Genomic DNA, 23,895 nt, shown 5'->3' on the forward strand with positions numbered 1-23,895 from the left:
GACGATGTTCCGACGCGAGGGATGATCGATGGCTATTGACTTCCGATTGACCGCGAGCCAGCGCGAGTTCCAGTTGCAAGCCGGCAAGTTCGCAAGGGAGGTGCTTTCCCCGTCGATCGAGGCAGAAGCCCTGCCGACGCCGGAGGCGCGGTTCTCGGCAACGAAGCCGGCTTACGAGGCAATGATTGCGGCTGGATTTCTGCGGAAATGCATTCCGCTTTCCGCCGGCGGAGAGAGTGCTGGTCTGATCGATACGGCGATCATGATCGAAGAGCTCTATGCAGTGAACGCCAGCGTGACATTGACGCTGATTGGAACCTTCCTTGGACTGTTGCCGCTGTTGATCGGCGGCACGGAGGAGCAGCGGCGCCGGCTGCTGCCGCCGTTCCTCGAACAGGCCGGAGCGCCTTTGGCCGGGTTTTGCGCCACCGAACCGGGCGGCAGCGCCAATGCCGGATCACCCCCGCCGGGCGAGGGCGTTCGCACCACGGCCACACTTCGGGGCGACCGATGGATCATTGAGGGACGAAAGAGCTGGGTTTCCTCGGCCACAGGTTGGGATCGCAAGGGCGCAGACATTCTATCGATACTGTGTCGGACCGATCCCGGTGCTCCACCCGAACGCGGTATTTCAATCATGATCGTGGAGCGCCCGGCATCGGGACTGATCTTCGAGCGTGCGATCGACTCGGTGGGGCACCGGGCACACCTGTTGCCCGAGTTCGGTCTGAGGGGTGTCAGCGTCTCCAGAGACAATGTCCTGGGTCACCTCGGCGGTGGTTTGGCCCTGACGGGCGCTTGCTTCACCGGCGCCGCCGCCCTGGTCGGAATTTTCGCCGTGGCGCTGATGCGAGCAGCGTTTGAATTCACTCTTAGCTTCGCGCGCGCCGAGCGGCGAGGCGGCATCCATCCCATCATCGAGCATCAAGCCGTCGGATACGCGTTGGCGGACGCAAAGATGGCCATCGAGGCGACACGTTGTCTCTGTTGGAGGGCGTGCCAGGCGGTCGATGCGCAATCGCCCGCTGCGCAGGAACTTGCGATCGAAGCAAAAATCCATGGTTCGGAAACGGCCGTGCGGATGCTGCCGGATCTCATGCGCGTCGTCGGGATCGAGAGCTACGATCATGCCCTCCCGTTGGGACGCCTGCTGCAGGACGCGCTCGCGCTTCCGCTCTTTGGCGGAGGCAATATCGGCGTCCGTCGCCGGCAACTCCACGCGATCCTGAAACAGCCGGACTACGATCCGCTGACGGCCAGTTGTGAGGCGGAGGTCTGACGCAGACGAAGCTTCCTTGATGAATGGGGTGAATCATGAGCGCAGAGCAGAAAGTAGCCATCGTAACGGGTGCATCTCAGGGGATCGGTGCGGGTATCCTACAGGCATTCACGGACCGCAATTACCGCGTCGTCGCAACATCGCGGTCGATCAAGCCGGCCGCCGATACCGGCGTCTTGACCGTCCAAGGCGACATCGGTGCCGCTGATACGGCCGAGAGAGTGTTCAAAGCGGCTCTCGATCGTTTCGGTCGCGTCGATACGCTGGTCAACAACGCCGGGATGTTCATGGCAAAGCCATTCACGGTCTATTCGCCGGACGACTATGCGCTCTACATGTCGACGAATGTCACGAGCTTCTTTCATATGACCCAGCGTGCACTGGACATCATGGGCAAACAGGGCCGCGGTCATGTCGTCACGATCACTACAAGTCTTGTCGACCAGCCAATGAGCGCTGTTCCGGCTGCATTGGCCTCGCTCACAAAGGGAGCGCTGAGCGCCGCAACGAAAGCGCTTGCGATCGAGTATGCGAAGACCGGGATTCGCGTCAACGCCGTGTCACCGGGAATCATCAAGACGCCGATGCACCCGCCAGAGGCCCATCAAGCGTTGGCGGCGCTCCATCCCATGGGGCGGATGGGTGAGGTGTCCGACATTGTGGACGCTGTGCTCTACCTCGATGGCGCGGCGTTTGTGACAGGTGAGATTCTTCACGTCGATGGAGGACAGGCTGCCGGTCACCACCAATTATAGGACATCGTGCGTTTCCCGGCGGAACGGGAGCTGCACAACCTTGCGCTACCGCTTCACGGCAGGCGGCAGATCACTGGCTTCGACACCCCGTTGAGACAGGAAGGCAATCGCCACGATCGCGGCCGCAAAGCCCGAGGACGCGCCGACGCCAAGCGCCCAGCGCGGGCCGAGATGATCGGCGACCCAGCCGACGATCGGTGCGCCGATCGGCGTGCCGCCCAACGCGACACCGAGCCGCAGCGCCATCACCCGTCCGCGCATCGCAGGCTCGGTCGAGAGCTGCATCAGCGCATTCGACGTGTTCATGATGGTCAGTGCGGCGACGCCGATCACGATGAGCGCGGCACCGAACAGCCAGTAGTTCGGCGCCAGCGCGGCCAGCGTGCAACCGAGGCCAAAGATCGCGGCACCCAGCACCAGCGCGGCAAAGCGCGGCCGTTCGCGGCCTGCGGCCAACAGCGCGCCGGACATCGTCCCGATCGCCATCATCGACGACAGCAGGCCAAAGCCGCGCGCATCGGTGTGGAACACGCCGACCGCCATGGTCGAGATGAAGATCGGGAAGTTCAGCCCGAAGGTCCCGATCAGGAACAGCATCACCAGTGTCGCCCGGAGGTCGGAGCGGGACCAGACATAACGAAACCCTTGCGTGATGCCGCCCTTGGCACGGTGGGCGCGCGCATTCGGGCGAAGTTCCGACTTGCGCAGGAACGACAGCGACGCCAGCACCGCCATGAACGACACCCCGTTGAACAGGAACGCCCAGCCGGTACCGACAGAGGTGATGACGAGGCCGGCCACCGCAGGCCCGACCATGCGTGCGGCGTTGAACGAGGTCGAGTTCAACGCGATTGCGTTCGAGAGATCCGCGTCGCCCACCAGCTCGGCCACGAAGGTCTGGCGCACCGGGGCATCGAGCGCGGCGCTGCAGCCGAACAGGAAAGCGAACACATAGACGTGCCAGAGCTGCACCAGCCCGGTGACGGTGAGGATTCCCAGGATCAGCGACAGCGTGCCCATCGCCGCTTGCGTCGCCATCAGCAGCCGGCGCTGGTTGAAACGATCTGCGGCAAGGCCGGACCACGGCATCAGCAGCAGCTGCGGGCCGAATTGCAGCGCCATGACAATACCGACGGCGGACGCGCTGTGATTGGTCAGCTGGGTGAGAACGAGCCAATCCTGGGCGGCGCGCTGCATCCAGGTCCCGATGTTGGATACCAGCGCGCCGGCGGCCCAGACCCGGTAGTTGAAGCTCCGCAGCGATCGAAACACCCGCCTCATGATTGCGTTGGCTCATTGCCGCCGTGAAAGCGCCCGAAGTGCCGCGCCAGCCAGACACCGATCACAAGTCCGCCAAGGCCGAGGGCGGCAACGTGGCTTGTCGTCCGCAGGCCGAAATCGCCGACACGGCAGACCAGCAGATATCCGACGAGGAGATTGAAGAAGCCCCACACGATGTTGACGGTCGACGAGGACAGTCCCTCGCCTCGCGGCTTTGCGAACGGGCTTTGGAACGGTTCGCCCATCATGCCGGCGACGACATGCGGAATGGCGTTGGTGAGGAAGGCGCCTCCGAAGAAATAGGCGACGAGATCAAGCATGTACATGGGTCCTTTCAAGGAGGTCGATCACCGATTGCGTCGAGCCGGTTTCGCCGAGCCGTGGGAACACGTTGGCGATGCTGTAGTCGTGCGCCTCTGGCCGCCCATCGGTCATGGCGTCGGTGGCGAGCGTGACGTTGAATCCCGCCTCATAGGCCTGCCGCGCGGTCGATTCGACGCCGGTGCCCGTGGCGACGCCGGTGACCACCACTTGCGTGACCCCGCGCGCCTTTAGCTGGCTCTCGAGATCGGTGCTCGCAAAGGCACCCCAGGTTCGTTTGGTCACGACGAGGTCGCCGGGTTGCCGATTGAGCTCGGGGATGAGGTTGGTCCATCCATCGGGAAACGGCCCGCCCGGGCGTGGCCGTTCGGTTCGTCCCGGCGCGCCGCCGTCGACATTGACCAGCACAACCGGCAGGCCGCGCCGCCGGAACGCAGTGGTAAGGGCGCACGTGCGCGCCACGACGTCTCCGATCGGATGGATGAAAGGTGAGCCCATGAGGCCGCTTTGCAGGTCGACAACGATGAGCGCGGTCACCGGATCGAGCGTCGTGAGGGCCATGGTGGTTTCCTTCTGTCCGCCGGATGTTTCGCGTGATGGCCGCATCAATCGTCGATCAGCCGCTTCAAAAGCCCGACAGCGTCGGCGAGCTCGTCCTGTTCTCGCGGCGACAGCCGCGCGGTGATGGTGCGCGACAGCCAGTCCTGCCGCGCGGCGCGGCCGGTCCGGATCCGGTCGCGGCAGGCGTCCGTGAGAGACATGATGGTTTGCCGGCCGTCGTCCGGATCGGGCGCGCCGCTGACAAGGCCTGCGGCCTCGAGAGTGGCGATTGCCGAACTCATCGACTGCGGACGCATCCCTTCGGATCGTGCCAGGCTGGACACCGTCGCGGGGCCAGCCTTTTCAAGACGCAGCAGGATCGCGACCTGGGATGGTGTCAGGTCCTGATGATCGCCCTGCTCGCGCAGCCGGCGCTTCAGCTTCCCGATCAGCAAACGCAGGTCTTCGGCCAGCGCGGACGCGCGCGCCGGCCGGGGACGATCAGGTGAATTGCTCATGCCGGAGTGGATAGCACATATGAAGGTAAACTGTAAAGATTAACTTTGCAGATAATCTGTGTACCTGCCAAGCTTGCTCCGATCATCCCCTATGCCTCGGCTCGATTCCCGAGATATCTGCGGTCGTGCAGCGACGCTGCCTGATCCGCCATGGGCAGGCCGCGAATCTCGATGGGCAAAATCCGCCGGACATGCGTCGCGGGCGACGTTGTGGGCCGATGACGCGAACCATCACCGTAAGATTCGGCAATCAAGCGCTCGCAACGCGCGCTGCCGCACACGACCGGTCAATCTGAACGCCTCCTGAATTCAGCTCGTCGGCGCGGTCACACTAGGTTTTCTTGTCATTGCCTGCGTGGTGTCGATGATTGCGCCGCGATGCGCGGGGATCGTGGCCGAGTTGTTCGAGCTGGAGCATTCATGATGCGTTTCTTTCGTTTCCCCATCCTTGCGCGGGATCTGCTCACCCAAAAGTGCATTCGACGCGGCGGGGTGATCGGCATTGTTCTTTCAAGTCTTCTCTCGTCGATCCTGTCCGCGCAGGCGGAAGATGCCGCGGTCGGCGTCAACGTCATCAATCCCTACGTTCTCAGCCTCGCGGATCAAAATGCCATGCTGGATGCCATCCACGCCTCCGGCGTGTCGGTGATCCGCGCTTCCATCACCCTTGACGACAAGGGCGTCGATTACGCCGAGCGGGCATGGCAACGCGGCATTAAGATCGAGTGGCTCATCTATCGTTTTGGCGGTTACGATCCATTCGGAACGACGCCGCTTTCCGCTGCCGACCCGGACCATTTCCGTGCGACTTTGCAGCCGGTACTTGATCGCTTGGAGGCAAAGGGGATCGTTTTGGCAGCCTTCGAGCTTGGCAACGAAATCAATCTCTCGGGTACCAATCCGGAATTCGCCAAGCCCGCCGGCCGCGCACGCCAGCTCAGCCTGTCCGACCTGGACAGAGATCCGCAAGGACAGCGCGTTGCGCGAGGGTTTCGCCAGTATCTGAAGATGCTCGGTGTGCTGAAGGAGATCCGCGACCGTTCGAATCTCAACCGCCACACGCCGATCACCACCGCGGGGCTTGGCACCTATGACCAGGATGACGGCTTCCTGCCGGCCTGGGCGAAGGGCGACATTGTCGGCATCCACACCACGTTGTCCTATCTGCGCGCAAATGGCCTGGACAATCTCGTCGACGCCTATGCGGTTCACATTTATCCAGACACGACGCACGACATCACCCCGGCGGTGAGAAAGCAGCGCATCGCCAAATACGATCTGGCCGATTGCCGTCCCCAGGGAAGCCGCGACGGGAAGCCATGCTGGATCACGGAATGGGGGATCGACAACAAGGCCACCAACTGCCCCGTCGATGACGATCAGCGGGCGCTATTTATTCAGGAGATCATGGGTGATTTCCGCCCTTATGCCCGTGCAGGCAGCGTTGCCGGCCTGCTCTACTTCGCATGGAACAGCGCTCCGGGAGCCGGCCCCGTCATGGCCAGCAGCCTATGGCGCTGCGGCGGCCTGATGAAAGCCGGCCGATCGGCTATCGATGCCGGTTTGCTGCGTTAGAGGAATCCGGACAATCAACTCGCGAAGTACTAAGATCATGGCGCGTTCTCTTCGGTTTCTTGCGCTGTCACTCTCCCTGGTCGCCGTTGTCCCTGCAGTTCCTGCGCTGGCCGCCTCGCCGTTCGGTTGAGCCCCGGCATCCAGCTTCACGACTCAATCATTCAGATTCAAGGCTCGACGGGCACGCCCTGGATGGAGCGGTGAGCAGGTCTCGATCCTGCGTGCTACCAGATGACGATCGCGCAGATCACCGCGAGGGGCAGCAGGGCGAGGCCCATCGGAACCCACTTGCGCATGTCGGCGGGATTCCGCGAATATCGGAAAATCTGCACGGCCACGAAGATGCAGACGATGGCGCCGAGGATGATGCGAAACAGGTCGGTAGGCGTGTCGTATGCCGTCCACAGGCTTTCATTCTGGGGCGCAGCCACCCGGGCCGTTATCGCCACCACGACGATCAGAAACAGCGTCCGTAGAACGAGACCGAAGAACCGCATATTCCAGCCATCCATCACTCTCCCGACACCGATACATAACACGAATCCTGCAATAACGTAATCATCTGCACAACTTTGTGCAATACGACCGCACGATGACGTCATCTCTTCGAAGGGAAAGCGCCATGAAATACGTCACGATTTCCGCAGCGATCCTGTGTCTGGGCGTGGTCTCGATGGCTGCGGCATCCGCGGCGACCCCCGCGCGCTGTCACGCCGAGGTCGTTCGATCCGAGGAGCTTCCCTACGCCCCGCCCGGCTCCTGGCTTCTCAAGGCGACCGTCCGAATCACCTTTCCGCGCGGTCCGACGGTCGAATCGACGTTCCTGAAGACCGTGCCGTGGCAGGTCACGCTCCGCCGCGGCGACGCGTTCTGGCTTGACTGCGAGCGGCTCCGCGACACGTGGCCGGCCTCGCTGGAAACGACCCGATAACCCAACCGTCCAGGATATGATCATGACCAATCTGATTGCCGGCTTCTCCTACATTGCGCTCATGGTGGTCGGCCCCGCCGCCGCGCCGGCAAGCGATCGCGATTTTCGGCCCGCGACCGAGCAAATCCGGATGGTCTGCGATCAGCACTGCGACTGCTGGCGGACCCGCTACCAGGAGCGTCGGCCGCAGCTTGCGGGCCGCGATGACCTTGCGTGCTCGGCCTCGCCGTCGGGGCGCGTCGTCGGCTATTACAATGGCTACTACCGTACCGGACCGGCAACGGGTCTGGATTTTGACAGCCGATATCCGGTGCGGGAGTTTGCGTTTCCGTTCTAGGAAACGACGCTAGGCGCTCTATTCGGGCGCGGCCCGGCTGCCGCCATCGGGGCGGCCGCCGGTGCCCGGTTTCGCAGTCTGCGCGTCCGCCGGTCCGCTCGCCCCATCGCGGGTTGGATCGGCATAGGCGTCGCGCGCCCGCTTCGTTGCCGTCGCATAGCGCGCTGTCGCGCTGATACTGACCAGGCCTGCGCGCGCGAGCCCGAGCACGGCGCGCCGTGAATGAAATGGTCCCGACTTGCTCGCGGCATATCCGCGCGGGTAGAGCTGCAGACGGCCGGCGAAGGCGGCGTACAGCGTCGCCTTCTGCGTCCCGCTCAGGCGGAAGCGCTTCACAGGCGTTACCGCGTCGGCCAACATGGGCGGCACCGTGCGCGGCAATTTTCGTGGCGCGACCCTCATCCGTCAGCTCATACTCCGGTCGATTGGCGCGACCCGCCACGCGGCACATCACGCCCGCACGATTTCACTAGGTGAAATCAGAACCGCATTTCGGGTGGCCGCGGCACCTGACGAAAGTCAGGATCGATCGTGACGAAAGTCATATTCGTTTGCGACCACCATGGGCTTACGCCAGAGTGGGGCGCTCGCTTGGAGCTGGTTTGGGCAACGAATGATCGACCTGAGCGCGGATTTGATTCCAGCCGCAGAGGCGGATGTCATTGGTCTCGCCGTCATCGGCGCCGACAGAACGATGGCGCGGAAAATCGGGCGCCTGGTCGAATGGCTGCCCGCGATCGGCGTTGATTGCTGTCAGTGTGTGTTGCTGGTCGGAATGGAAGCTGAATTCAAAGCGCTTGCTGAAGGACAGCGGGACATGATCGCGCTCGCGGGCGTGCGCGGCGCATCAGCGGGGCTTACGCAACCGGTGACGGCGGTCGTGCTGTGGAATAGCGAGCGGTCGCACTATTTCGTCATCGCAATGCCGGATTTCGCGGCGCGTCAGGTCGAAACGCTGCTCGGAGGCGAGCGCCGTGCCCGGCGCCTGATGGAGCAGCAGCTCGAGGCGGCGAGCGCCGAGGTGCGCTTCGCCTCGCTGGCGCGCACCCGCCTGCGCCTGGCGCGCGACCTTCACGATACGCTGGTTCATTCGATCGTGGCGCTGCTGACCCAGATCCGGCTGATCCGGCATTATCTGTCGACCGATCCGACCCGCCTGCCGGACAGCCTTGCGACCGCGGAAGACGCGGCGGCGAGCGGTCTCGTGCGGGCACGCGACGCCATTGCCCGCTTGCGCATGCCCGACGACCTCACGATCGATCCGGACGTTGAAGGACTGCTCACTGACTTCGCCGAGCGCAGCGGCGTCGAGGTCTCGACCGAGATCGCCGAGCGGGCGCGCGACGGATTGCGCGATTGCGCATTGACGGTTCAGCGCATCCTCAGCGAGGCGCTGCGCAACGTCCAGGCGCACGCCGGCGCACGGCGCCTCTGGTTTCGAGCGTTCGAGGAGCCGGCCGCGATCGGCCGCAAACTCGTTGTTGAAATCCGCGATGATGGATGCGGTTTTGATCCGGCCGTGCCTGCGCCCGGACATTTCGGATTGATTGGAATGGCTGAATTTGCTGAACTCGTCGGCGGAGACTGCTCGGTCGAGAGCGCGCCGGGACAGGGAACGCTGGTCCGGATATCGCTGCCGGTAGCGGTGCCGCCAGCCGTGCCGTCGGGCGTGTTGGCCGATTGAGCCGCCGGCCCGTCGGCGACGACTGGTGTTCGAGAGGACGAAGGAACAGCCCGTGAGCAAAATCGAGAAGGTGCGGGTGCTGATCGCCGAGGATCAGGCGCTGATCAGAGAAGGTATCGCCACACTCCTCGCTCAACAGAACGATGACTTCGAGATTCTTCCGGGCGCGGCGGATGGCGAGCAGGCTATCGAATTCGCGCGGCGATACCGGCCGGACGTCATCCTGATGGACCTGCAGATGCCGCGCGTCGACGGCATTGCGGCGACCCAGCGAATCCTGCGCGAGCTGCCGCGAACCCATGTCGTCGTGCTGACGACGTTCGAGACCAACGATCTGATCTTCGAAGCCGTGAGCGCAGGCGCCAAGGCGTATCTGCTGAAGGACGCCAGGATCGACGAGATCGCGACGACGATCCGCGCGGTGATGAACGGTCAGTCGGGACTTTCGCCCGGGGTGGCCGCACGCATTCTCGACGAGTTCAAGCGGCTGCGCGGCCCGCGCGCATCGGCGAAGCTGCCGGTTCGCGACGGCTTGACCGCGCGAGAGAATGAAATTCTCACGCTGATCGTCGAGGGCAAGAGCAATACCGAGATCGGCGAGCAGCTGCATCTGGCTGAGGGTACCGTGAAGAACTATGTCAGCGCGATCCTGGAGAAATGCCAGGTCAAGAACCGCACGGAACTCGCAATAAAGGCAATAACTTACTAGAATAATTTGCTGAATCCTGCACCGCGCCGGCTGATCCTCCCCCGATTGGTCGCCTTTCGCTGGGCCACGCCGCCGAAATTGGCTATAGGATTGTTGCGGATTTGTTTTTTGGACGCAACGGGTTTGCGTGACGTCGGATATTGGCAAGGAACCACCATGAAGGGCATCGAGCGCCAGACCAAGGGCACGGATGGGCTGGCAAATACCGTAGCTGCAGGCAACGGAGCGGATGGAGCGGCGCATGGCGCTGCGACGATCGATCAAGTCCGCGATCTGTTGTTCGGCGGCGCGCAGCGCTCGATCGAAAGCAACCTGACCGGCTTGCGCGACGAGATGCAGGCCTCCCTCAAGCAGCTCCAGGCAGACTTTGCCAACGAACTGGCAGCCATTCAGGCGAGGGTCTCGGATCTCGAGCGGGACACCGAACAGAAGCGGCTCGAGTCGCTGAAGGATATCGGTGCGGCCATCTCGCAGCTCGGCGCAGCCGTCAGCGGATTGGGATCTGGCCGCACGGGCAAATAGCATGGCAGCCGCTGCCGGCCAGAACCGCGAGATCGAGCAGCTCAGGACATTGCTGTTTCAGCCCGAGGCGGTGCGGCTGGAGTCGCTGGAGACCGATCTCGCATCGCTTCAGCAATATGTCGGCACCGCCGATCGCCTGGAGACGGCAACCTCGGACATCCTGGTCGCGGCGCTGGAGCGGGCCGAGGTCAACCGCCCGCGCGAACTCGCCAACGCCATCGCGCCCACCGTGGTCTCGGCGATCAGGAGCGAGATCAGGAATTCGCGCGAGCTGATGGTCGAGGCGCTCTTTCCGATCGTCGGCCGGCTGGTCAGTGCGGCGGTGGCAAATTCCTTCAGGGAAACGCTGGCGTGGCTCGAGCAGCGGATCAACGCCCTGACATCCGCCCAGCTGTGGGTGGGACGCATCAAGTCGCTGGTCACGGGACGTCCGATCAGCGAATTCGTGCTGACGGACAATCCGCCGCGGGTGAACCGGCTCCTGATCATCGAACGCGGCAACGGCCGTCTGGTCGCGGACTGGAAGCGCGACGAAAATCCCGACGAGCGCGCCGACCTGCTCAGCGCCATGGTCGCGGCGATCCTGGAATTTTCCGTTCAGGCGCTCGCCGGCGAAGGCAATCTGCAAACGCTCGATTTCGGCGGACGCGAGATCGCGTTGCGCGCGTCGCCGCGGTTTATCCTCGCGGTGCAGTGCCTCGGCCCGCTACGTCCGACCGACAATGCCAGGATCAATTCGCTGTTCTTCGATGCGATTGAGCGCATCGACCGCGGCGCGACCTGCGATCGCGCGATGTTGGCAGCGTTGGCGACGTCGATCGAGACCGATGATGATGTCCCACGCAAGACCGCGAGCCGGCGCGGCAAGGTCATCCTGTTCGCTCTGCTCGCGCTCACCGTGGCAGCGCTGGGCTGGTTCGCCTCGGTGTCGGTGACCAGGGGTCTGCTGGAGCGGCGGTCCCAAGCGGCGCTGCAGCAGTTCGCCGCAAAGCAGCCGCTGCTGGCCTCGTTTCCGCTTCGGCTCGATTTCGATCACGGCAACCGGAGCGTCGCAGTATCAGGCGTCGAGCCGAGTCAGCTCGTCACCGCACCGCTGATCGATGCGCTTGGCGCCGCCGCATCACCCTATCGGGTCGTCGACCGGATCGGTGTCGTGTCCGGCCCCGAGCAGATGGCTGCATCGCAAGCCTCGGTCGCGGCCGTGCAGCAGTCGCTTGCGCGCTTGCAGGCGAGCCTCGACCAGATGCGCGACGCGATATCAGAGCAATCGAGATCGGGCGATCGACAATATGCGAAGCTGAACGAGCAGTATGACAAGCTCGGCGAGCAGTACGCCAAGCTGGGCGAGCAATATGCCAAACTGCAGTCCGTCGTCGACAGTCCGGCTGCGCGGCTTGACCGCTTCATTGCCTCGACGGCGGTCTTCTTCACCAACAATTCGGATGAATTCCTCGACAACGATCAGGCCGAGCAGCAGATCCGCGAGCTTGCCGGATTGCTCGCGAACAACGATCTCAGGGTTCGAATCGTCGGATATGCCGACCAGAGCGGCACCGAGGGCACCAACAGGACGCTCGGGCGCAAGCGCGCGGAGCAGGTGACGCGCAGATTGACCGCGCTCGGGGTCGAGCCGTCGCGGCTGATCCTGGTGTCGCGTGCGGCGACAATGCCGATCACCGACAGGCTCGACACGACGGTCGGCGGCAACCGCCGGGTGTCGTTTGAAAATGTCTATCGAGCCGAAGTGTCCCGCTGATGCTCACCGCAAAGGTCATGCTGCTCGGCGATATGGGGGTCGGCAAAACGTCGATCCTGTATCGCCTGATCTACAACCGGTTCGAGGGCCAGTACAAATCGACGCTCGGCGTCGAAATTCTGAGCCATGACGTTGCGCCGGCCGACGGCAGCGATCCGATGCGGCTTGTGCTGTGGGATACCGACGGCGATTTCGGCACGCAGATCTTCGACACCGTCTATGTCACGGGTGCGTCGGCCGCCATCATCGTCTCCGATGTCACGCGGCCGCAGACCGTCACGCGGATGGTCGAACTGGTCCGCGGCTTCGAGGCCAGATTCCCGGGCCGGCCCTACAAGGCGCTCCTGAACAAGATCGATCTTCCGGAAGCCGCGGGAAGTGCAGGCCAGATCGGCGAGCTCGCCAAGTCGAGCGTCAGATCGGTCAGTGCAAAGACCGGTGCCGGCATCGCGGAAAGCTTTGCCGAACTCGCTCAGGTCATCCGCCGCCGACAGCTTTGAATCAAGGACATCTCCTCCGTCATTGCGAGCGGAGCGAAGCAATCCATGCCTCAACTCGGGGATAGATGGATTGCTTCGCTTCGCTCGCAATGACGAGCGAAACGACGCTCACTTGATCTGCATGGTATCGATCGGTGTCAGCCGCCCCGGCCTCTCGGGGCTGGCGAATCGCGCCGGGGCGGCTGACTTCATCACGCGTGGGGCGCGCGATGAAAGCTCTCGCGGATGGGCGAGTGCATGCAAGCATGTATTTCGCGGCACGCTGTCGATTCGTGACCGCGTGCTTGCCACCGGATTGCACCACGCCGCCGGGTCTACCGAAAGTGACGAAGGTCATCTTCCGCCCGCATAACGCGCTGCCTATCGTTCGTTCCATCGCCGGACCTCGAGCAGGTATCGGCGGAAGAGGAGCGAAGATCATGAGCGTTTTTGGAAGCATCATGGGCGCAATCTTTGGCCACGGCTCGACCCAGGCCAAGACGCCTCCGACGGCAACAACCGCCGCCGGCGCGTCCGGCGCGTCGCCGACCGTCTCCGCGCCCGCCGCAGCGCCGGGCTCGGCTGCCTCGCAGACCGTCGATGTCGCTGCAATCGTCGACAAGGCCGCTTCCGCCACCGGCGAGCGGCTCGAATGGCGAACCTCGATCGTCGACCTGATGAAGGCGCTCGGGCTCGACAGCAGCCTTGCGGCGCGCAAGCAGCTTGCGAAGGAGCTGAATTACAGCGGCGATACCGACAACTCGGCCGCCATGAATGTCTGGCTGCACCAGCAGGTCATGACCAAGCTCGCCGCCAACGGTGGAAAGCTGCCGAGCGATATCAAGGTCTAGAGCGTTTTCGAGCGAAGTGGATACCGGTTCGCGTGAAGAAAACGCGTCAAAACACAAACCCAGAGCCCCGGCTCTGGACGTCTCGATTGAATCGAAACGGGAGAGCAGGGCATGGCAAAGGCACGCAAGGGTCTCGATGGCCGTCATCGCGACAAGACCGGCAGGATTGAACGCAAGCACGGCAACACCAGGGTCGCCGCGCTGCGCAAGAAGTACGGCGAAAGCTTTGCCGAAGGACGGCGCAAGGACACGATGCTCAAGACCCTGCTCAAGGAGACGGGGTCGAGCTCATTGCACGACTATTTGCGGCATCACCACAAATAGGCCGGCGAAGTCGCTGCGCTAAAGTCTTGTATCGCGTGAGGAACAGTTGCCATGGCTCAACGTCATGACGCCGGCACGAGCATGCCGCGCCGTCGGTGCGCCTTCGTCCATGCTGGAGAGACGGAGATCACATGCTGAAGGAATTCAGGGAATTCGGAGTGATAGCCATCACAGACAAGGTCAAGCTGCCTCGAAAACTCTCCCGGGAGCCCGGCGCACCGGCGCCGCTTCGGCCAAGCCACGAGCGGATCATCGAGGAACTGGACCGCTGGGCCAACAGTCCAGGTCTGCAGCCTCCTAGTCCTCCTCCGACGACCAACGGGACGAAGGACGACGCCAAGAATACTCGCTCGCGCGCGTGAGAAGGAGTTGCCTACCGGTGCGGCCGCGACGCCGTTGCGATCAGAGCGGTCGAAGCGATCGGCAGGATGTCGCCGATCCTTCCGCGCTCGATCACCGTCATGAATGCGCGTGAGACGGCGGCGCGCTGCTCCTCGTCCAGCGCAGGCCAGTGCGACATGAACTCGAACAGGCGACCGACACCATCGAAATCCGCAACGTCGAGCCTGAAGTCGTGGGAGACTTCCGTGATCGTCGGACGAGAGAATCCGGCGGCAGTGACCGCCGCCGCGAGGCGATCGGGATCGGCCAGCTCGGCGAGGCCTGCCGCGGGTGGCGGCCCGATGCGATCCGGATAGAGTGTCCGGATGATCCGCGACATCAGCAGATGCACGGCGGCGCCGTCAGCGCTCTTCCAGACCGCAATCGCCGCCGATCCGCCCGGCCGCGTCACCCGCGCCATCTCGCGCAGCCCGGCGCGCCAGTCGGCAAACAGCATCACGCCGAACACCGACAGCACCGCATCGAACGAGGCATCCGGCAGGTCGAGCGACTGGCCGTCCATCTGCCGGGCGTCGATATTCGGCAGGCCGTGGGCGCGGACCCGCTGTACCATCCCGGCGGAGAAGTCGATCGCGGTGACCTGTGCGCCGCTGCGCGCGGCGGCAAGGGCCGCGGCACCTGTGCCGGTGGCGACGTCGAGCACGCGCGACGACGGGCCGATCTCGAGCGTCGCGAGCGCGGCTGCGGCGAAATGCATCGTGAACGGCTGCGATTGCGCTTCGTAAGTCGCGACCATCTTGTCCCAATGCGCGGGATCGTTGAACGGCGCGCAGGGTGCCTGCTCACTTGGCATGAACTCATTTGGCATGAATCTGGTCCTCGAGGGTCTGCCGGTGTCTTGTGAGCCGGCGTTTGAAGTCCCGGGCGAGCGTTTCCAACGTCACGGCGCCGAGCCGCGTGAGGAAGATCGCCTCGACCTCGCGAAACGTGTCGCCGAGCGCGTCGTTGACGGCCTGTTCGACCAGGCAGCCAGGGTTTTCCGAGCGATGGCTCATGGCGATGATCGCGGGCGCGCCGACGGCGCGATAGATGTCCGCCAGCGTGATGTCGGAGGGATCGCGCGCCAGTGTCCAGCCACCGCCGTGGCCCTTCTCCGAGCGCACGAAGCCCTGCTCGCGCAGCCCGGCCATGACGCGGCGGACGACGACCGGATTGGTCGTCATCGCCTGGGCAAGCTGCTCTGACGTCACGGGCTCGCCCGCGCCGAGCATGTGGAGAAGGGCGTGCAGCACGCTCGACAAACGACTATCGCGGTTCATGTAACTTCATATGTTACATGATCGCCGGTACGTCAAGAGGGGCGATCGGCCAACCGGCCGCACGGCATCGCCTGATGATCATGCCAGCATGCGCACCTTCGGCTCGCGGTCGTAGAAGCGCCTCGCGGCGGCCTTGATGAAGTCCGGGCCAAGACCCGTGATTCCGGCGTCAGGCATAATTCCGGCCTTCTCCAGCAACGGCCGAGCCTCCTTGCTCGCGCCGATTGCCTTCAGATGCCCGAAGGCGTCCATGACAAACCCGACCGCGGCCGCTTCGCCTGCCAGGGATTGGGCACCCTTTGCCGACAGCACCACGGCGATCGCATCGAAAATCTGCGAGGGCGTGCCGAGCAATTGACCGTCGGCCTTGCGCGTCGATCCGTCGGAGAGCGTGGTGGCTCCGACCTTCGGTGCGACGATCATTGCCTTGGCCTTGGCGCCCTCAACCGCCTTCGTCAAGGCATCGAGCTCCGCCGCATCGCTTCCGTCGGCGATCAGGATACCGACGCTGCGTCCTTCGAGCGTGTGCTTCATGTTCTTGTGGATCGACAGCGCGTCGGATGGCGGCATGTCGACCGGTGCGCGCGCTGCCGGTGCCTTGTCAGGCAGGGCGATGCCGAGCCCGTCGGCGACGCGCTTTGCCAGCTTCTCATCGACATTGCGCAGATTGGCAACCATGCGCGGCGGCACGTGCTTCAAGTCGACCTTGGAAAGCTCGAAAACGAAGGAGGAGGCGATATGAGCCTTCTCGTGCGTGTCCTGCGAATTCCAGAACAGGCGCGCGTGGCTGTAGTGATCCGCGAACAGCTCGGCGCGTACGCGCAGCTTATCGCCGCTTTCCTGCTGCCCGGTGGCGGCAGAGGAGGTGACGAAGCCGGTGCGCGGGCATTCGCGGGGGCCTGCTTCCTCGTCGTGGGCCGCAAGAGAATTCGGCTCGTAGTTTGCCCGCCCTTTCGGGACCTGCATCTGCATCATTCCGTCGCGCTGGAAATTCTGCAACGGACATTTCGGCTGATTGACCGGAATCTGGTGGAAGTTTGCCGTTCCGAGCCGCGACTTCTGGGTGTCGAGATAGGAGAACAGACGCCCCTGCAAGAGGGGATCGTTGGAGAAGTCGACGCCCGGCACGATGTTGGCCGGGCAAAAGGCGACCTGCTCGACCTCGGCGAAGAAATTGTCCGGATTGCGGTCGAGCACCATCCGGCCGATCACGCGCACGGGGATCTCCTCCTCCGGGATGATCTTGGTCGCATCGAGCACGTCATAGGGTTGCCTGCTGGCGAATGCCTCGTCGAACACCTGGATTCCGAACTCCCACTCCGGGAAGTTGCCTGCCGCGATCGCCTCGCGGAGGTCGCGACGGTGATAGTCGTTGTCGGCGGCCTGCAGCTTGAGGGCTTCATCCCAGACCGTCGATTGCAGCCCGAGCTTCGGCTTCCAGTGAAACTTGACGAAGACCGTCTTGTTCTCGGCATTGACCAGCTTGAAGGTGTGGATGCCGAAGCCTTCCATCATCCGCAGGGAGCGCGGCAGTGCCCGGTCCGACATCGCCCACATCAACATGTGGGTCGATTCTGGCATCAGGCTCGCCCAGTCCCAGAACGTGTCGTGAGCGCTTCCGGCCTGGGGATAGGCCCGGTCGGCCTCCATCTTCACGGCATGAATAAGATCCGGGAACTTGATCGCGTCCTGGATGAAGAAGACCGGGATGTTGTTGCCCACGAGATCCCAATTGCCCTCGGTGGTGTAGAATTTCACCGCGAAGCCGCGGACATCCCGCGGTGTGTCGACCGAGCCGGCACCTCCGGCAACCGTCGAGAAGCGGGCGAATACCGGCGTCTTTTGGCCCTTTCTGAATAGTGCTGCCCTGGAGAGATCGGATATGTCGGCCGTTGCTTCGAAATAGCCGTGGGCGCCCGAGCCGCGGGCGTGGACGATCCGCTCCGGGATGCGCTCGTGATCGAAATGGAAGATCTTCTCGCGAAGAACGAAATCTTCCAGCAATGTCGGCCCGCGCGTCCCGGAGCGAAGGCTGTTCTGGTTATCGCTGATCCTGATACCCTGGTTGGTGGTCAGGATCGCTTGGTTCGCGGAACCGGAGCGCGCGTGCTGATGGGTTTCACCGCCCTTGCCGGGGTTGCGATCAATCGTGCTGTCAGTCATCCGGTCCACCAATTGGTTCGAGCGCCCCGCCGCTACAACGTCGCGACCTGCAAAGGGTTCTTAACGGTCGACCTTTGGTTGGCCGGCGGATGGCGGCCGCGCCGCTCGGCCATCCGGATCGATTTCACGTGCCGGAATCGGGCGCGCCGCCCGTTTAACTCCCATTGGGGTTATGTTGGGCAGGGGGCGGCACCGTGGGCAGTGTAGCGGTCGATTCAATGTTGCTGGATGCGGTCGCGCATTATGGCGCGGGCCGTGCAAAAGAGGCCGATGCGCTGTGCGGCGACATCCTCACCGCCGATCCGGATCACGTTCCGGCGTTGCATTTGTCGGCGATCATCGCCTTCGTCACGGAACGCGCCGCGGAAGGCGCGGTGCTGCTGAACCGGGTGTTCAGCCTCGATCCGCTTCACGGACCGGCCTTCGCCACCCTCGGCGATGCGCTCGCGGTGAAGGGCGAGCGCGATGGTGCGGTGGCGGCCTTCGAGCGTGGCGTGACGTTGCGGCCGCAGGACGCCGGTTTGCACGCCAAGCTCGGCGTTGCGCTATGCGACCTGTCGCGCTTTGATGAGGCCGAGGCGGCGTTTCGCCGCGCGATCGCGCTCGATCCCGAGCTGACGCGGGTGCGCTTCAACCTCGCCGTCGCAATGGCCGGGCAGGAACGGCTGGTCGAAGCAGAAGCGGCCTATCGCGAGGTGATCGCGCGCGATCCGGCGTATCCCGGCGTCTGGCTCAATCTCGGCAATGTGCTGGTCGACCAGAAGAAGCTCGATGCCGCCGTCACGGCCTATCGTCGTGGATTGGGCACGGAACCCGACGATTCCGGACTGCATTGCAGTCTCGGCTCGGCGCTCTATCGCCAGGGCCGGCTGGAGGATGCAATCGTCAGCTATCGCCGCGCGATAGCCGTTCATCCCGACAACGAGGCGGCGCTGCGCCTGCTCGGCCTCGTCTTGCATGAGGTCGGCCAGCGCGAGGAGGCAGCCAGCGTCTATCGGCTGGTCTCCGCACGCGATCCCAGCGATCATACCATTCTCAGCAATCTCGGCGCCTGTCTCCATGAGCTCGGTCAGCTCGATGACGCGATCGCCTGCTGTCAGCTCGCGCTCGCGATCAAACCCGACCACGCGCCCGCCCATACCAATCTCGGCATCATTTTCGAGGCGCAGAACCTGGTCGAGGCGGCGGTGGCAGCGCATCGGCGCGCCATCGCCGCCGACCCGGACTACGCCAAGGGCCATGCCAATCTCGCGGTCGCACTGCGCAATGCCGGCGAGATCGATGAAGCGCTCGAGGTCTCGCACCGCGCCATCGTGCTCGATCCGGATATTCCCCTGGCGCATTACAATCACGCGCACTTCCTGCTGATGAACGGCGAGTTCGAGAAGGGGTTTGAGGAATATCAATGGCGCCGCAAGTGCAAGACGCTGAGTGATGGCGATCCCGTCTTCAGCGAGCCGGAATGGCAGGGCGAGCCGCTCGCAGGCCGCACGCTGCTGCTGTTTGCCGAATACGGACTCGGTGATGCCCTGAATTTCGTCCGCTATGTGCCGTTGGTCGCGGCAAGGGGCGGTGGTCGTATCATCGTCCAGGTGCAGCCGGCGATCGCGTCGCTGTTGCGGACCATGATGCCTGGGGTCGCGGTGGTCGCCCGCGGCGAGCCGCTGCCGCGGTTCGAGCTGCAACTGCCGCTGATGAGCCTGCCGCGGATTTTCCGCACCACCGTCGACACCATCCCTGCCGCGATTTCTTACCTGCATGCCGATCCGGTCAAGCTTGCGAGCTGGCGCGAGGCGCTGGCCCGCGAGACGGCGGCGTTGAAGGTCGGCGTGGTTTGGGCCGGCAATATCAGGCACAAGGGCGACCGTCAGCGCTCGCTGGCGGCGGAGGCGATACTGCCGCGGCTGATCGTGCCGGGCGCGCAACTTTTCAGCCTGCAGAAAGAGCCTCGGCCGGAGGATGGTCCGGTGCTGACGGGCCTCGGCAGCGACGTCGTCGATCTGGCGCCGACGCTCGGCGATTTCGCCGATACGGCCGCCGCCGTCTGCGCGCTCGATCTCGTCATCGCCGTCGATACGTCGGTGGCGCATCTGGCCGGGGCGCTCGGCCGTCCGGTCTGGCTATTGTGCCCCTACGCGCTCGACTGGCGCTGGCTGCGCGACCGCGAGGACACGCCCTGGTATCCGACCATGCGGCTGTTCCGCCAGGATAAACCACAGGCCTGGGAACGTGTGCTGGCGCGAGCCTCCGCCGATCTCGTGCGCGTCGCGGCCGGCGAGCGGGATCTGCTGTTGCCGCCGCGCGTGCGGCCGCGATAGTCGGCGCCACCATCGAGCGAGAGGATCTTGCCGCGATAGGACCGTGCCGTGTCCACGGTGGATTCCAATTCGGCAAAGATACGCTGCACGAAGGCGTTGCCGGCAGCGCCGGCAGGCACCGCGAGCTCGATCCGCAACGACGGCTCGCGGCCATAGTCGCGATGGAAGGCGAGCAGCACGGCGTAGCGCAGTTCGCCGCTGCGGCACAGCCATAGTCCGTTGACGAGGCATTTCACCGGCTCGGCCTCGCCGATATCGACATCCTGGTACTGCGGCGGCGCGATCGCCGGCGCGCTGCGGCCGAATTTCATCAGCGCCGCGATATCGAGCGTCTCGTAGCGATGTTCTTCATGGATGCCGAAGAAATGGATCGGGTCGGCGAGCAGCTTGTCGATCGCGATCTGGACGTCGGCGCGCATGTGGCCGGGAAACTGCCGCGACCGCGTCACGATCTGGTTGCGTGGCAGTCCGGCAAAATGCCAATCGAGCGCGGTGACGGCAAATTTTAATTCGTCGCCCGGCAGCTCTTCCGAACTCCTCCTGACGGCAAGCAAGCAGTCTGTGCACAGGCACCCGCCCGTCGTTGAGAAAGATATTGATTACCGATCGTTGCGTTTCACAGAGATCGCATAGGCGCACGGCATCGGCGGCCTCAGTCGTTATCCGCAGCGGCTGCTCGTCGTCGCGGATCAATTGCTCCGCGGCCTCCAGCAGCGCCTTGGCCACTTGAACGGGAAATGGGCCGCAAACGATTCCGTACTTGTCCTCGATTTGCGCAGCGATCGTGACCGCTTCCCGCTCGGACTTGCCGAACACCACGCGCAGCAGGTGCCGCACGAAGTCCAATGGCGTATCGCCGTCATCATGGATCAAGAGCTTGAGCGGGCCGTTCTCGGCGAACGCGTCGTGCATGAAAACCTCGATACGCATCTGGAAACAAAAAGAACAAAAAGAGAGCGTCACATGGATCGAGGGCCGTCAAGCGAAAGCTTTTCGGCCGCATCCTGCACGTGTGGCGCTGTCGGTGAGAGCCGACCGATCGGTACGTTCCTCCGTCTCTGCATCCGTAAACGCCGCGCAACACCTGTGACGATTTTGTGCCGCGGCAAATGCCAAAAGATCGCCGCCGCACCAGCAAACTTCCGACACATCGTGAAGGCGAAAAGGGGTGATCCGACATGACGCGTGCGCGATGGTAGATTCCGGTTGAAGGATTTGCCGTCGCGCAATTGTTTTAAGAAGAGGCCCTCGTGTCGCACAAACTTCGTCTCGCGATTCTTTTCGCTCTCGCGCTGCTCGTCTCTCCCGCCACGGCCCAGGTCGTTGCCCCGGCGGCGGCGCCAGCCAAGACCGCCGATGTGCTGACGCCGGACCAGGCCAAGCGCGCGCTCGAGACGCTGCAGGACGACAACAAGCGCAACGAGATGATCAACACGCTGCGCGCGATCGCCACGGCCTCGCCGCAGGCCGCGCAGCCCGCGCCGGAGCACTCTCCGATTCCGCTCACCGCCGACAGCCTCGGCGCGCAGCTCCTGCTGATGGTATCGGAACAGGTCGGCGAGACGTCGCGCGACATCACCGACATGGCGCGCACGTTGACGCATTTCCCGGCGTTCTATTACTGGATCGTGCGCACCGCCAACGATCCCGACGCCACTGGCCTGTTGATCGACATCGCCTGGAAGCTCGCGCTGGTATTCGGCTGCGCGCTGGCCACCGAATGGGTGGTGTTCCGCCTGATCAAGCGGCCGGTGGCGTTCCTGGAAACGCGGCTGCCGCAGACCGCGCGCATGCCGGTGCAGGCGCTCGCGGTCGCCGATCCGCCGTCGTCGGTCGCCGACGTCACGCCGGAGCCCGAGCTGCATCGCCGCCGGCTTAGCCTGGCGCGGGTCTGGCAGTCGCTGATCCGGCTGCCTTTCGTGCTTGGCCGCCTCGTGCTCGAACTGCTGCCGGTGGTGGTCTTTGTCGGCGTCGCGACGGCGCTGCTTGGCACCCAGATCGGCGACCAGTCGACCACGCGGCTCGTGATCCTCGCAGTCGTCAACGCCTATGCGTTCTCGCGCGCGCTGATCTGCGTGGTGCGGGGGCTCGCAGGACCATTCGGCCTGATCCGGGTCCGCGCCGAGACCGCCGCCTATATCGAGATCTGGGCGCGGCGCATCGTCGCGGTCGGCGTGTCCGGTGTCTGCTTTGCCAATGTCGCGCTGCTGCTCGGGCTGCATCGCGCCGGCTATGCCGCGGTGCTGCGGCTGGTGATGCTGGTCGTGCATCTCTTCATCGTCGTCATCATCCTGCAATGCCGGCGGCAGGTGGCCGCCGTGATCCGCGCGCCGGCCGATCGGGTCGGCCTCGCGGCACGGATCCGCAGCCGCGTCGCCGCGCTCTGGCACGTGCTGGCGATCGCGCTCGACCTTGCGCTATGGGCGGTGTGGGCGCTCAACATCCGCAACGGCTATTCGCTGCTGCTGCAATATTTCGTCGGCACCATCGCGGTGCTGCTGGTCACGCGCCTCGTCACCATGGTGGTGCTGAGCCTGATCGATCGCGGCTTCCGCATCAGCCCTGACATTCTGCAACGCTTCCCCGGGCTGGAGGCCCGCGCCAACCGCTACCTGCCGCTGTTGCGCAAGATCGTCGCAGGCGTGATCGCCGTGATCGGCTTCGTTGCGCTGCTGGAGGTCTGGGGCGTCGACGCCATCGTCTGGTTCTATGGCGGTCAGATCGGCAGCCGGCTGATCTCGGCGGTGGTGACGATCGGCATCGCCGCGCTCGCCGCCGCTGCCATCTGGGAGATCGCCAACGCGCTGATGGACCGCCAGATCAACGCGCTGTCGCACGACGGGCACTTCGCCCGCGCCGCGCGGTTGCGCACCTTCCAGCCGATGCTGCGGACCGCGCTGCTGTGCCTGATCGTCGCGGTGGTCGGCCTCACCGCGCTGAGCGAGATCGGCGTCAATGTCGCGCCACTGCTCGCCGGTGCCGGCATCGTCGGCATCGCGATCGGCTTCGGCTCGCAGAAGCTGGTGCAGGACCTCATCACCGGACTGTTCCTGCTGCTTGAAAACACCGTGCAGGTCGGCGACTTCGTCACGGTGTCCGGCCTCTCGGGAACGGTCGAGAACGTCTCGATCCGCACCATGCGGCTGCGCGCCGGCGACGGCTCGGTGCATATCGTCCCGTTCAGCGCGGTGACGACCATCACCAATGCCAGCCGCGGCGCCGGCAATGCCGCCGTCAGCGTCAACGTGGCCTTCAAGGAAGATACCGATCGTGCCGGCCAGATCCTCAAGGACATCGTCGCCGAGATGCGGCAGGAAGCGGCGTACCGCGCGGCGATCCGCGGCGATCTGGAATTGTGGGGCGTCGACAAGGTCGACGGCTCCGTCGTGACCATCGTCGGCCAGATCCGCTGCACCGACGGCGGCCGCTGGCCGGTGCAGCGCGAGTTCAACCGCCGCATGAAGCGGCGCTTCCAGGACAACGGCATCGAAATCGCATCGTCTGGCCAGACCATTTTGATGCAGCTTCCGGCGCCTGCCGAGCCCGACGCCAACGCGATGCCGCGCCGCGCCGCGGGGTGATCCACTTGCTTCACCTCTCCCGCTTGCGGGGTCGAGACGAGCGAAGCTCGCTCTTGGGTTGGATCGCATCGAAGATGCGATCCGGGTGGGGGCTCTATCAACGATGCGACTCGTGGAGACACCCCCACCCCAGCCCTCCCCGCAAGCGGGAGAGGGAGCGCAGTCCCTTCGCGGCCTGAAGCGTCTCATCGTTGCGACAACGTCTCGCGACGGTGAGACGGCGCGGCCTCCCTCTCGCTGATCCATCGGTCGCAACCGGCCGAAAATGCCGCCATTCCCTGCACATTCTCCGCGATTTCCTCGCTGGCAC

Annotated in this window: 25 protein-coding genes; 15 read left to right on the forward strand and 10 right to left on the reverse strand. The window is 64.2% G+C overall.

The genetic code is table 11. From position 1 onward, the window contains the following. Nucleotides 1-28 precede the first annotated feature (28 nt). Both ACP2YO_RS04095 and ACP2YO_RS04100 read left to right on the forward strand, forming a co-directional pair. On the forward strand, nucleotides 29-1,279 hold the full coding sequence (locus tag ACP2YO_RS04095) for an acyl-CoA dehydrogenase family protein (protein WP_426439292.1): 1,251 nt from the start codon (nucleotides 29-31) through the stop codon (nucleotides 1,277-1,279). Between the two features lie 35 nt (nucleotides 1,280-1,314). Then, nucleotides 1,315-2,034, forward strand: coding sequence for an SDR family NAD(P)-dependent oxidoreductase (locus tag ACP2YO_RS04100; RefSeq protein ID WP_426439294.1), 720 nt, complete (start codon nucleotides 1,315-1,317; stop codon nucleotides 2,032-2,034). A 45-nt stretch (nucleotides 2,035-2,079) separates the two neighbouring features. Here ACP2YO_RS04100 and ACP2YO_RS04105 read toward each other — a convergent pair whose 3' ends face one another. From ACP2YO_RS04105 to ACP2YO_RS04120, 4 genes are read right to left on the reverse strand one after another with little or no spacing between them, the layout of a single operon-like run. After that, entirely contained in the window at nucleotides 2,080-3,315 is a 1,236-nt protein-coding gene (locus ACP2YO_RS04105; RefSeq protein WP_426439296.1) for an MFS transporter, read from the reverse strand. Next, complete coding sequence (locus ACP2YO_RS04110) at nucleotides 3,312-3,641, reverse strand: hypothetical protein (protein ID WP_426439298.1); 330 nt, start codon at nucleotides 3,639-3,641, stop codon at nucleotides 3,312-3,314. The genes ACP2YO_RS04105 and ACP2YO_RS04110 overlap by 4 nt, the downstream gene beginning before the upstream one ends. Further along, nucleotides 3,628-4,197 carry an isochorismatase family protein gene (locus tag ACP2YO_RS04115; protein WP_426439300.1) on the reverse strand — a complete coding sequence of 190 codons (570 nt, stop codon included), beginning with the start codon at nucleotides 4,195-4,197 and terminating at the stop codon, nucleotides 3,628-3,630. Before ACP2YO_RS04115 ends, ACP2YO_RS04110 begins: the two co-directional genes overlap by 14 nt. Before the next feature lie 44 nt (nucleotides 4,198-4,241). Continuing rightward, complete coding sequence (locus ACP2YO_RS04120; RefSeq protein ID WP_426439302.1) at nucleotides 4,242-4,694, reverse strand: MarR family winged helix-turn-helix transcriptional regulator; 453 nt, start codon at nucleotides 4,692-4,694, stop codon at nucleotides 4,242-4,244. Nucleotides 4,695-5,114: 420 nt separating this feature from the next. Between ACP2YO_RS04120 and ACP2YO_RS04125 the strand changes: the two genes are divergently transcribed. Next, on the forward strand, nucleotides 5,115-6,269 hold the full coding sequence (locus ACP2YO_RS04125) for a hypothetical protein (protein WP_426439304.1): 1,155 nt from the start codon (nucleotides 5,115-5,117) through the stop codon (nucleotides 6,267-6,269). A gap of 224 nt (nucleotides 6,270-6,493) precedes the next feature. Here ACP2YO_RS04125 and ACP2YO_RS04130 read toward each other — a convergent pair whose 3' ends face one another. Further along, on the reverse strand, nucleotides 6,494-6,781 hold the full coding sequence (locus ACP2YO_RS04130; protein WP_426439306.1) for a hypothetical protein: 288 nt from the start codon (nucleotides 6,779-6,781) through the stop codon (nucleotides 6,494-6,496). A gap of 110 nt (nucleotides 6,782-6,891) precedes the next feature. Between ACP2YO_RS04130 and ACP2YO_RS04135 the strand changes: the two genes are divergently transcribed. Further along, the gene (locus ACP2YO_RS04135; protein ID WP_426439308.1) at nucleotides 6,892-7,200 is read left to right on the forward strand and encodes a hypothetical protein; all 309 of its coding nucleotides are present in this window, start codon (nucleotides 6,892-6,894) and stop codon (nucleotides 7,198-7,200) included. Between the two features lie 22 nt (nucleotides 7,201-7,222). Further along, nucleotides 7,223-7,537 carry a hypothetical protein gene (locus ACP2YO_RS04140; protein WP_426439310.1) on the forward strand — a complete coding sequence of 105 codons (315 nt, stop codon included), beginning with the start codon at nucleotides 7,223-7,225 and terminating at the stop codon, nucleotides 7,535-7,537. A gap of 18 nt (nucleotides 7,538-7,555) precedes the next feature. Here ACP2YO_RS04140 and ACP2YO_RS04145 read toward each other — a convergent pair whose 3' ends face one another. Continuing rightward, entirely contained in the window at nucleotides 7,556-7,897 is a 342-nt protein-coding gene (locus ACP2YO_RS04145; RefSeq protein ID WP_426439312.1) for a hypothetical protein, read from the reverse strand. A gap of 253 nt (nucleotides 7,898-8,150) precedes the next feature. Between ACP2YO_RS04145 and ACP2YO_RS04150 the strand changes: the two genes are divergently transcribed. From ACP2YO_RS04150 to ACP2YO_RS04185, 8 genes are all read left to right on the forward strand, one after another. Continuing rightward, nucleotides 8,151-9,221: a sensor histidine kinase gene (locus ACP2YO_RS04150; protein WP_426439314.1), complete on the forward strand. Its 1,071-nt coding sequence runs from the start codon at nucleotides 8,151-8,153 to the stop codon at nucleotides 9,219-9,221. Between the two features lie 52 nt (nucleotides 9,222-9,273). Next, nucleotides 9,274-9,930, forward strand: a complete 657-nt coding sequence (locus tag ACP2YO_RS04155) for a response regulator transcription factor (RefSeq protein ID WP_426439316.1) — start codon at nucleotides 9,274-9,276, stop codon at nucleotides 9,928-9,930. Nucleotides 9,931-10,086: 156 nt separating this feature from the next. After that, entirely contained in the window at nucleotides 10,087-10,452 is a 366-nt protein-coding gene (locus tag ACP2YO_RS04160; RefSeq protein WP_426439318.1) for a hypothetical protein, read from the forward strand. A 1-nt stretch (nucleotide 10,453) separates the two neighbouring features. Further along, nucleotides 10,454-12,208, forward strand: a complete 1,755-nt coding sequence (locus ACP2YO_RS04165; protein WP_426439320.1) for an OmpA family protein — start codon at nucleotides 10,454-10,456, stop codon at nucleotides 12,206-12,208. Next, entirely contained in the window at nucleotides 12,208-12,708 is a 501-nt protein-coding gene (locus tag ACP2YO_RS04170) for a Rab family GTPase (RefSeq protein ID WP_426439322.1), read from the forward strand. The genes ACP2YO_RS04165 and ACP2YO_RS04170 overlap by 1 nt, the downstream gene beginning before the upstream one ends. 419 nt (nucleotides 12,709-13,127) lie before the next feature. After that, nucleotides 13,128-13,538, forward strand: a complete 411-nt coding sequence (locus tag ACP2YO_RS04175; protein ID WP_426439324.1) for a DUF3597 domain-containing protein — start codon at nucleotides 13,128-13,130, stop codon at nucleotides 13,536-13,538. A 111-nt stretch (nucleotides 13,539-13,649) separates the two neighbouring features. After that, nucleotides 13,650-13,862 (forward strand): hypothetical protein, encoded by a 213-nt coding sequence (locus ACP2YO_RS04180; RefSeq protein ID WP_426439326.1) that lies wholly within the window; start codon nucleotides 13,650-13,652, stop codon nucleotides 13,860-13,862. A 131-nt stretch (nucleotides 13,863-13,993) separates the two neighbouring features. Beyond that, nucleotides 13,994-14,224, forward strand: a complete 231-nt coding sequence (locus tag ACP2YO_RS04185; RefSeq protein WP_426439328.1) for a hypothetical protein — start codon at nucleotides 13,994-13,996, stop codon at nucleotides 14,222-14,224. A gap of 11 nt (nucleotides 14,225-14,235) precedes the next feature. On the opposite strand, the gene ACP2YO_RS04190 is transcribed toward ACP2YO_RS04185, so the two are convergent. From ACP2YO_RS04190 to ACP2YO_RS04200, 3 genes are all read right to left on the reverse strand, one after another. Further along, complete coding sequence (locus ACP2YO_RS04190; RefSeq protein ID WP_426439330.1) at nucleotides 14,236-15,072, reverse strand: class I SAM-dependent methyltransferase; 837 nt, start codon at nucleotides 15,070-15,072, stop codon at nucleotides 14,236-14,238. Continuing rightward, nucleotides 15,062-15,523 carry an Rrf2 family transcriptional regulator gene (locus tag ACP2YO_RS04195; RefSeq protein ID WP_426439332.1) on the reverse strand — a complete coding sequence of 154 codons (462 nt, stop codon included), beginning with the start codon at nucleotides 15,521-15,523 and terminating at the stop codon, nucleotides 15,062-15,064. Before ACP2YO_RS04195 ends, ACP2YO_RS04190 begins: the two co-directional genes overlap by 11 nt. 78 nt (nucleotides 15,524-15,601) lie before the next feature. Next, nucleotides 15,602-17,686: a catalase gene (locus ACP2YO_RS04200; protein ID WP_426439334.1), complete on the reverse strand. Its 2,085-nt coding sequence runs from the start codon at nucleotides 17,684-17,686 to the stop codon at nucleotides 15,602-15,604. Nucleotides 17,687-17,904: 218 nt separating this feature from the next. Here ACP2YO_RS04200 and ACP2YO_RS04205 point away from each other — a divergent pair, with 218 nt between their 5' ends. Next, a complete protein-coding gene (locus ACP2YO_RS04205; RefSeq protein WP_426443054.1) occupies nucleotides 17,905-20,004 on the forward strand; it encodes a tetratricopeptide repeat protein in 2,100 nt (699 codons plus the stop codon). Nucleotides 20,005-20,352: 348 nt separating this feature from the next. Here ACP2YO_RS04205 and ACP2YO_RS04210 read toward each other — a convergent pair whose 3' ends face one another. Then, on the reverse strand, nucleotides 20,353-20,934 hold the full coding sequence (locus tag ACP2YO_RS04210) for an ATP-dependent Clp protease adaptor ClpS (protein ID WP_426439336.1): 582 nt from the start codon (nucleotides 20,932-20,934) through the stop codon (nucleotides 20,353-20,355). Nucleotides 20,935-21,254: 320 nt separating this feature from the next. Here ACP2YO_RS04210 and ACP2YO_RS04215 point away from each other — a divergent pair, with 320 nt between their 5' ends. Then, on the forward strand, nucleotides 21,255-23,585 hold the full coding sequence (locus ACP2YO_RS04215) for a mechanosensitive ion channel family protein (protein WP_426439338.1): 2,331 nt from the start codon (nucleotides 21,255-21,257) through the stop codon (nucleotides 23,583-23,585). Nucleotides 23,586-23,895 lie beyond the last annotated feature (310 nt).

The organism is Bradyrhizobium genosp. P (assembly GCF_049949265.1).
In the GTDB taxonomy this organism is placed as follows: Bacteria; Pseudomonadota; Alphaproteobacteria; order Rhizobiales; family Xanthobacteraceae; genus Bradyrhizobium.

What these genes read in the sequence shown, in the direction of transcription:
- ACP2YO_RS04095 (WP_426439292.1), top strand. Translation starts at nt 29, where the DNA reads ATGGCTATTGACTTCCGATTGACCGCGAGCCAGCGCGAGTTCCAGTTG.
- ACP2YO_RS04110 (WP_426439298.1), bottom strand. Translation starts at nt 3,641, where the DNA reads ATGTACATGCTTGATCTCGTCGCCTATTTCTTCGGAGGCGCCTTCCTC.
- ACP2YO_RS04195 (WP_426439332.1), bottom strand. Translation starts at nt 15,523, where the DNA reads ATGAACCGCGATAGTCGTTTGTCGAGCGTGCTGCACGCCCTTCTCCAC.
- ACP2YO_RS04145 (WP_426439312.1), bottom strand. Translation starts at nt 7,897, where the DNA reads ATGTTGGCCGACGCGGTAACGCCTGTGAAGCGCTTCCGCCTGAGCGGG.
- ACP2YO_RS04105 (WP_426439296.1), bottom strand. Translation starts at nt 3,315, where the DNA reads ATGAGGCGGGTGTTTCGATCGCTGCGGAGCTTCAACTACCGGGTCTGG.
- ACP2YO_RS04150 (WP_426439314.1), top strand. Translation starts at nt 8,151, where the DNA reads ATGATCGACCTGAGCGCGGATTTGATTCCAGCCGCAGAGGCGGATGTC.
- ACP2YO_RS04115 (WP_426439300.1), bottom strand. Translation starts at nt 4,197, where the DNA reads ATGGCCCTCACGACGCTCGATCCGGTGACCGCGCTCATCGTTGTCGAC.
- ACP2YO_RS04165 (WP_426439320.1), top strand. Translation starts at nt 10,454, where the DNA reads ATGGCAGCCGCTGCCGGCCAGAACCGCGAGATCGAGCAGCTCAGGACA.
- ACP2YO_RS04160 (WP_426439318.1), top strand. Translation starts at nt 10,087, where the DNA reads ATGAAGGGCATCGAGCGCCAGACCAAGGGCACGGATGGGCTGGCAAAT.
- ACP2YO_RS04175 (WP_426439324.1), top strand. Translation starts at nt 13,128, where the DNA reads ATGAGCGTTTTTGGAAGCATCATGGGCGCAATCTTTGGCCACGGCTCG.
- ACP2YO_RS04200 (WP_426439334.1), bottom strand. Translation starts at nt 17,686, where the DNA reads ATGACTGACAGCACGATTGATCGCAACCCCGGCAAGGGCGGTGAAACC.
- ACP2YO_RS04180 (WP_426439326.1), top strand. Translation starts at nt 13,650, where the DNA reads ATGGCAAAGGCACGCAAGGGTCTCGATGGCCGTCATCGCGACAAGACC.
- ACP2YO_RS04205 (WP_426443054.1), top strand. Translation starts at nt 17,905, where the DNA reads ATGTTGCTGGATGCGGTCGCGCATTATGGCGCGGGCCGTGCAAAAGAG.
- ACP2YO_RS04170 (WP_426439322.1), top strand. Translation starts at nt 12,208, where the DNA reads ATGCTCACCGCAAAGGTCATGCTGCTCGGCGATATGGGGGTCGGCAAA.
- ACP2YO_RS04125 (WP_426439304.1), top strand. Translation starts at nt 5,115, where the DNA reads ATGATGCGTTTCTTTCGTTTCCCCATCCTTGCGCGGGATCTGCTCACC.
- ACP2YO_RS04140 (WP_426439310.1), top strand. Translation starts at nt 7,223, where the DNA reads ATGACCAATCTGATTGCCGGCTTCTCCTACATTGCGCTCATGGTGGTC.
- ACP2YO_RS04130 (WP_426439306.1), bottom strand. Translation starts at nt 6,781, where the DNA reads ATGGATGGCTGGAATATGCGGTTCTTCGGTCTCGTTCTACGGACGCTG.
- ACP2YO_RS04100 (WP_426439294.1), top strand. Translation starts at nt 1,315, where the DNA reads ATGAGCGCAGAGCAGAAAGTAGCCATCGTAACGGGTGCATCTCAGGGG.
- ACP2YO_RS04210 (WP_426439336.1), bottom strand. Translation starts at nt 20,934, where the DNA reads ATGCGTATCGAGGTTTTCATGCACGACGCGTTCGCCGAGAACGGCCCG.
- ACP2YO_RS04185 (WP_426439328.1), top strand. Translation starts at nt 13,994, where the DNA reads ATGCTGAAGGAATTCAGGGAATTCGGAGTGATAGCCATCACAGACAAG.
- ACP2YO_RS04190 (WP_426439330.1), bottom strand. Translation starts at nt 15,072, where the DNA reads ATGCCAAATGAGTTCATGCCAAGTGAGCAGGCACCCTGCGCGCCGTTC.
- ACP2YO_RS04135 (WP_426439308.1), top strand. Translation starts at nt 6,892, where the DNA reads ATGAAATACGTCACGATTTCCGCAGCGATCCTGTGTCTGGGCGTGGTC.
- ACP2YO_RS04120 (WP_426439302.1), bottom strand. Translation starts at nt 4,694, where the DNA reads ATGAGCAATTCACCTGATCGTCCCCGGCCGGCGCGCGCGTCCGCGCTG.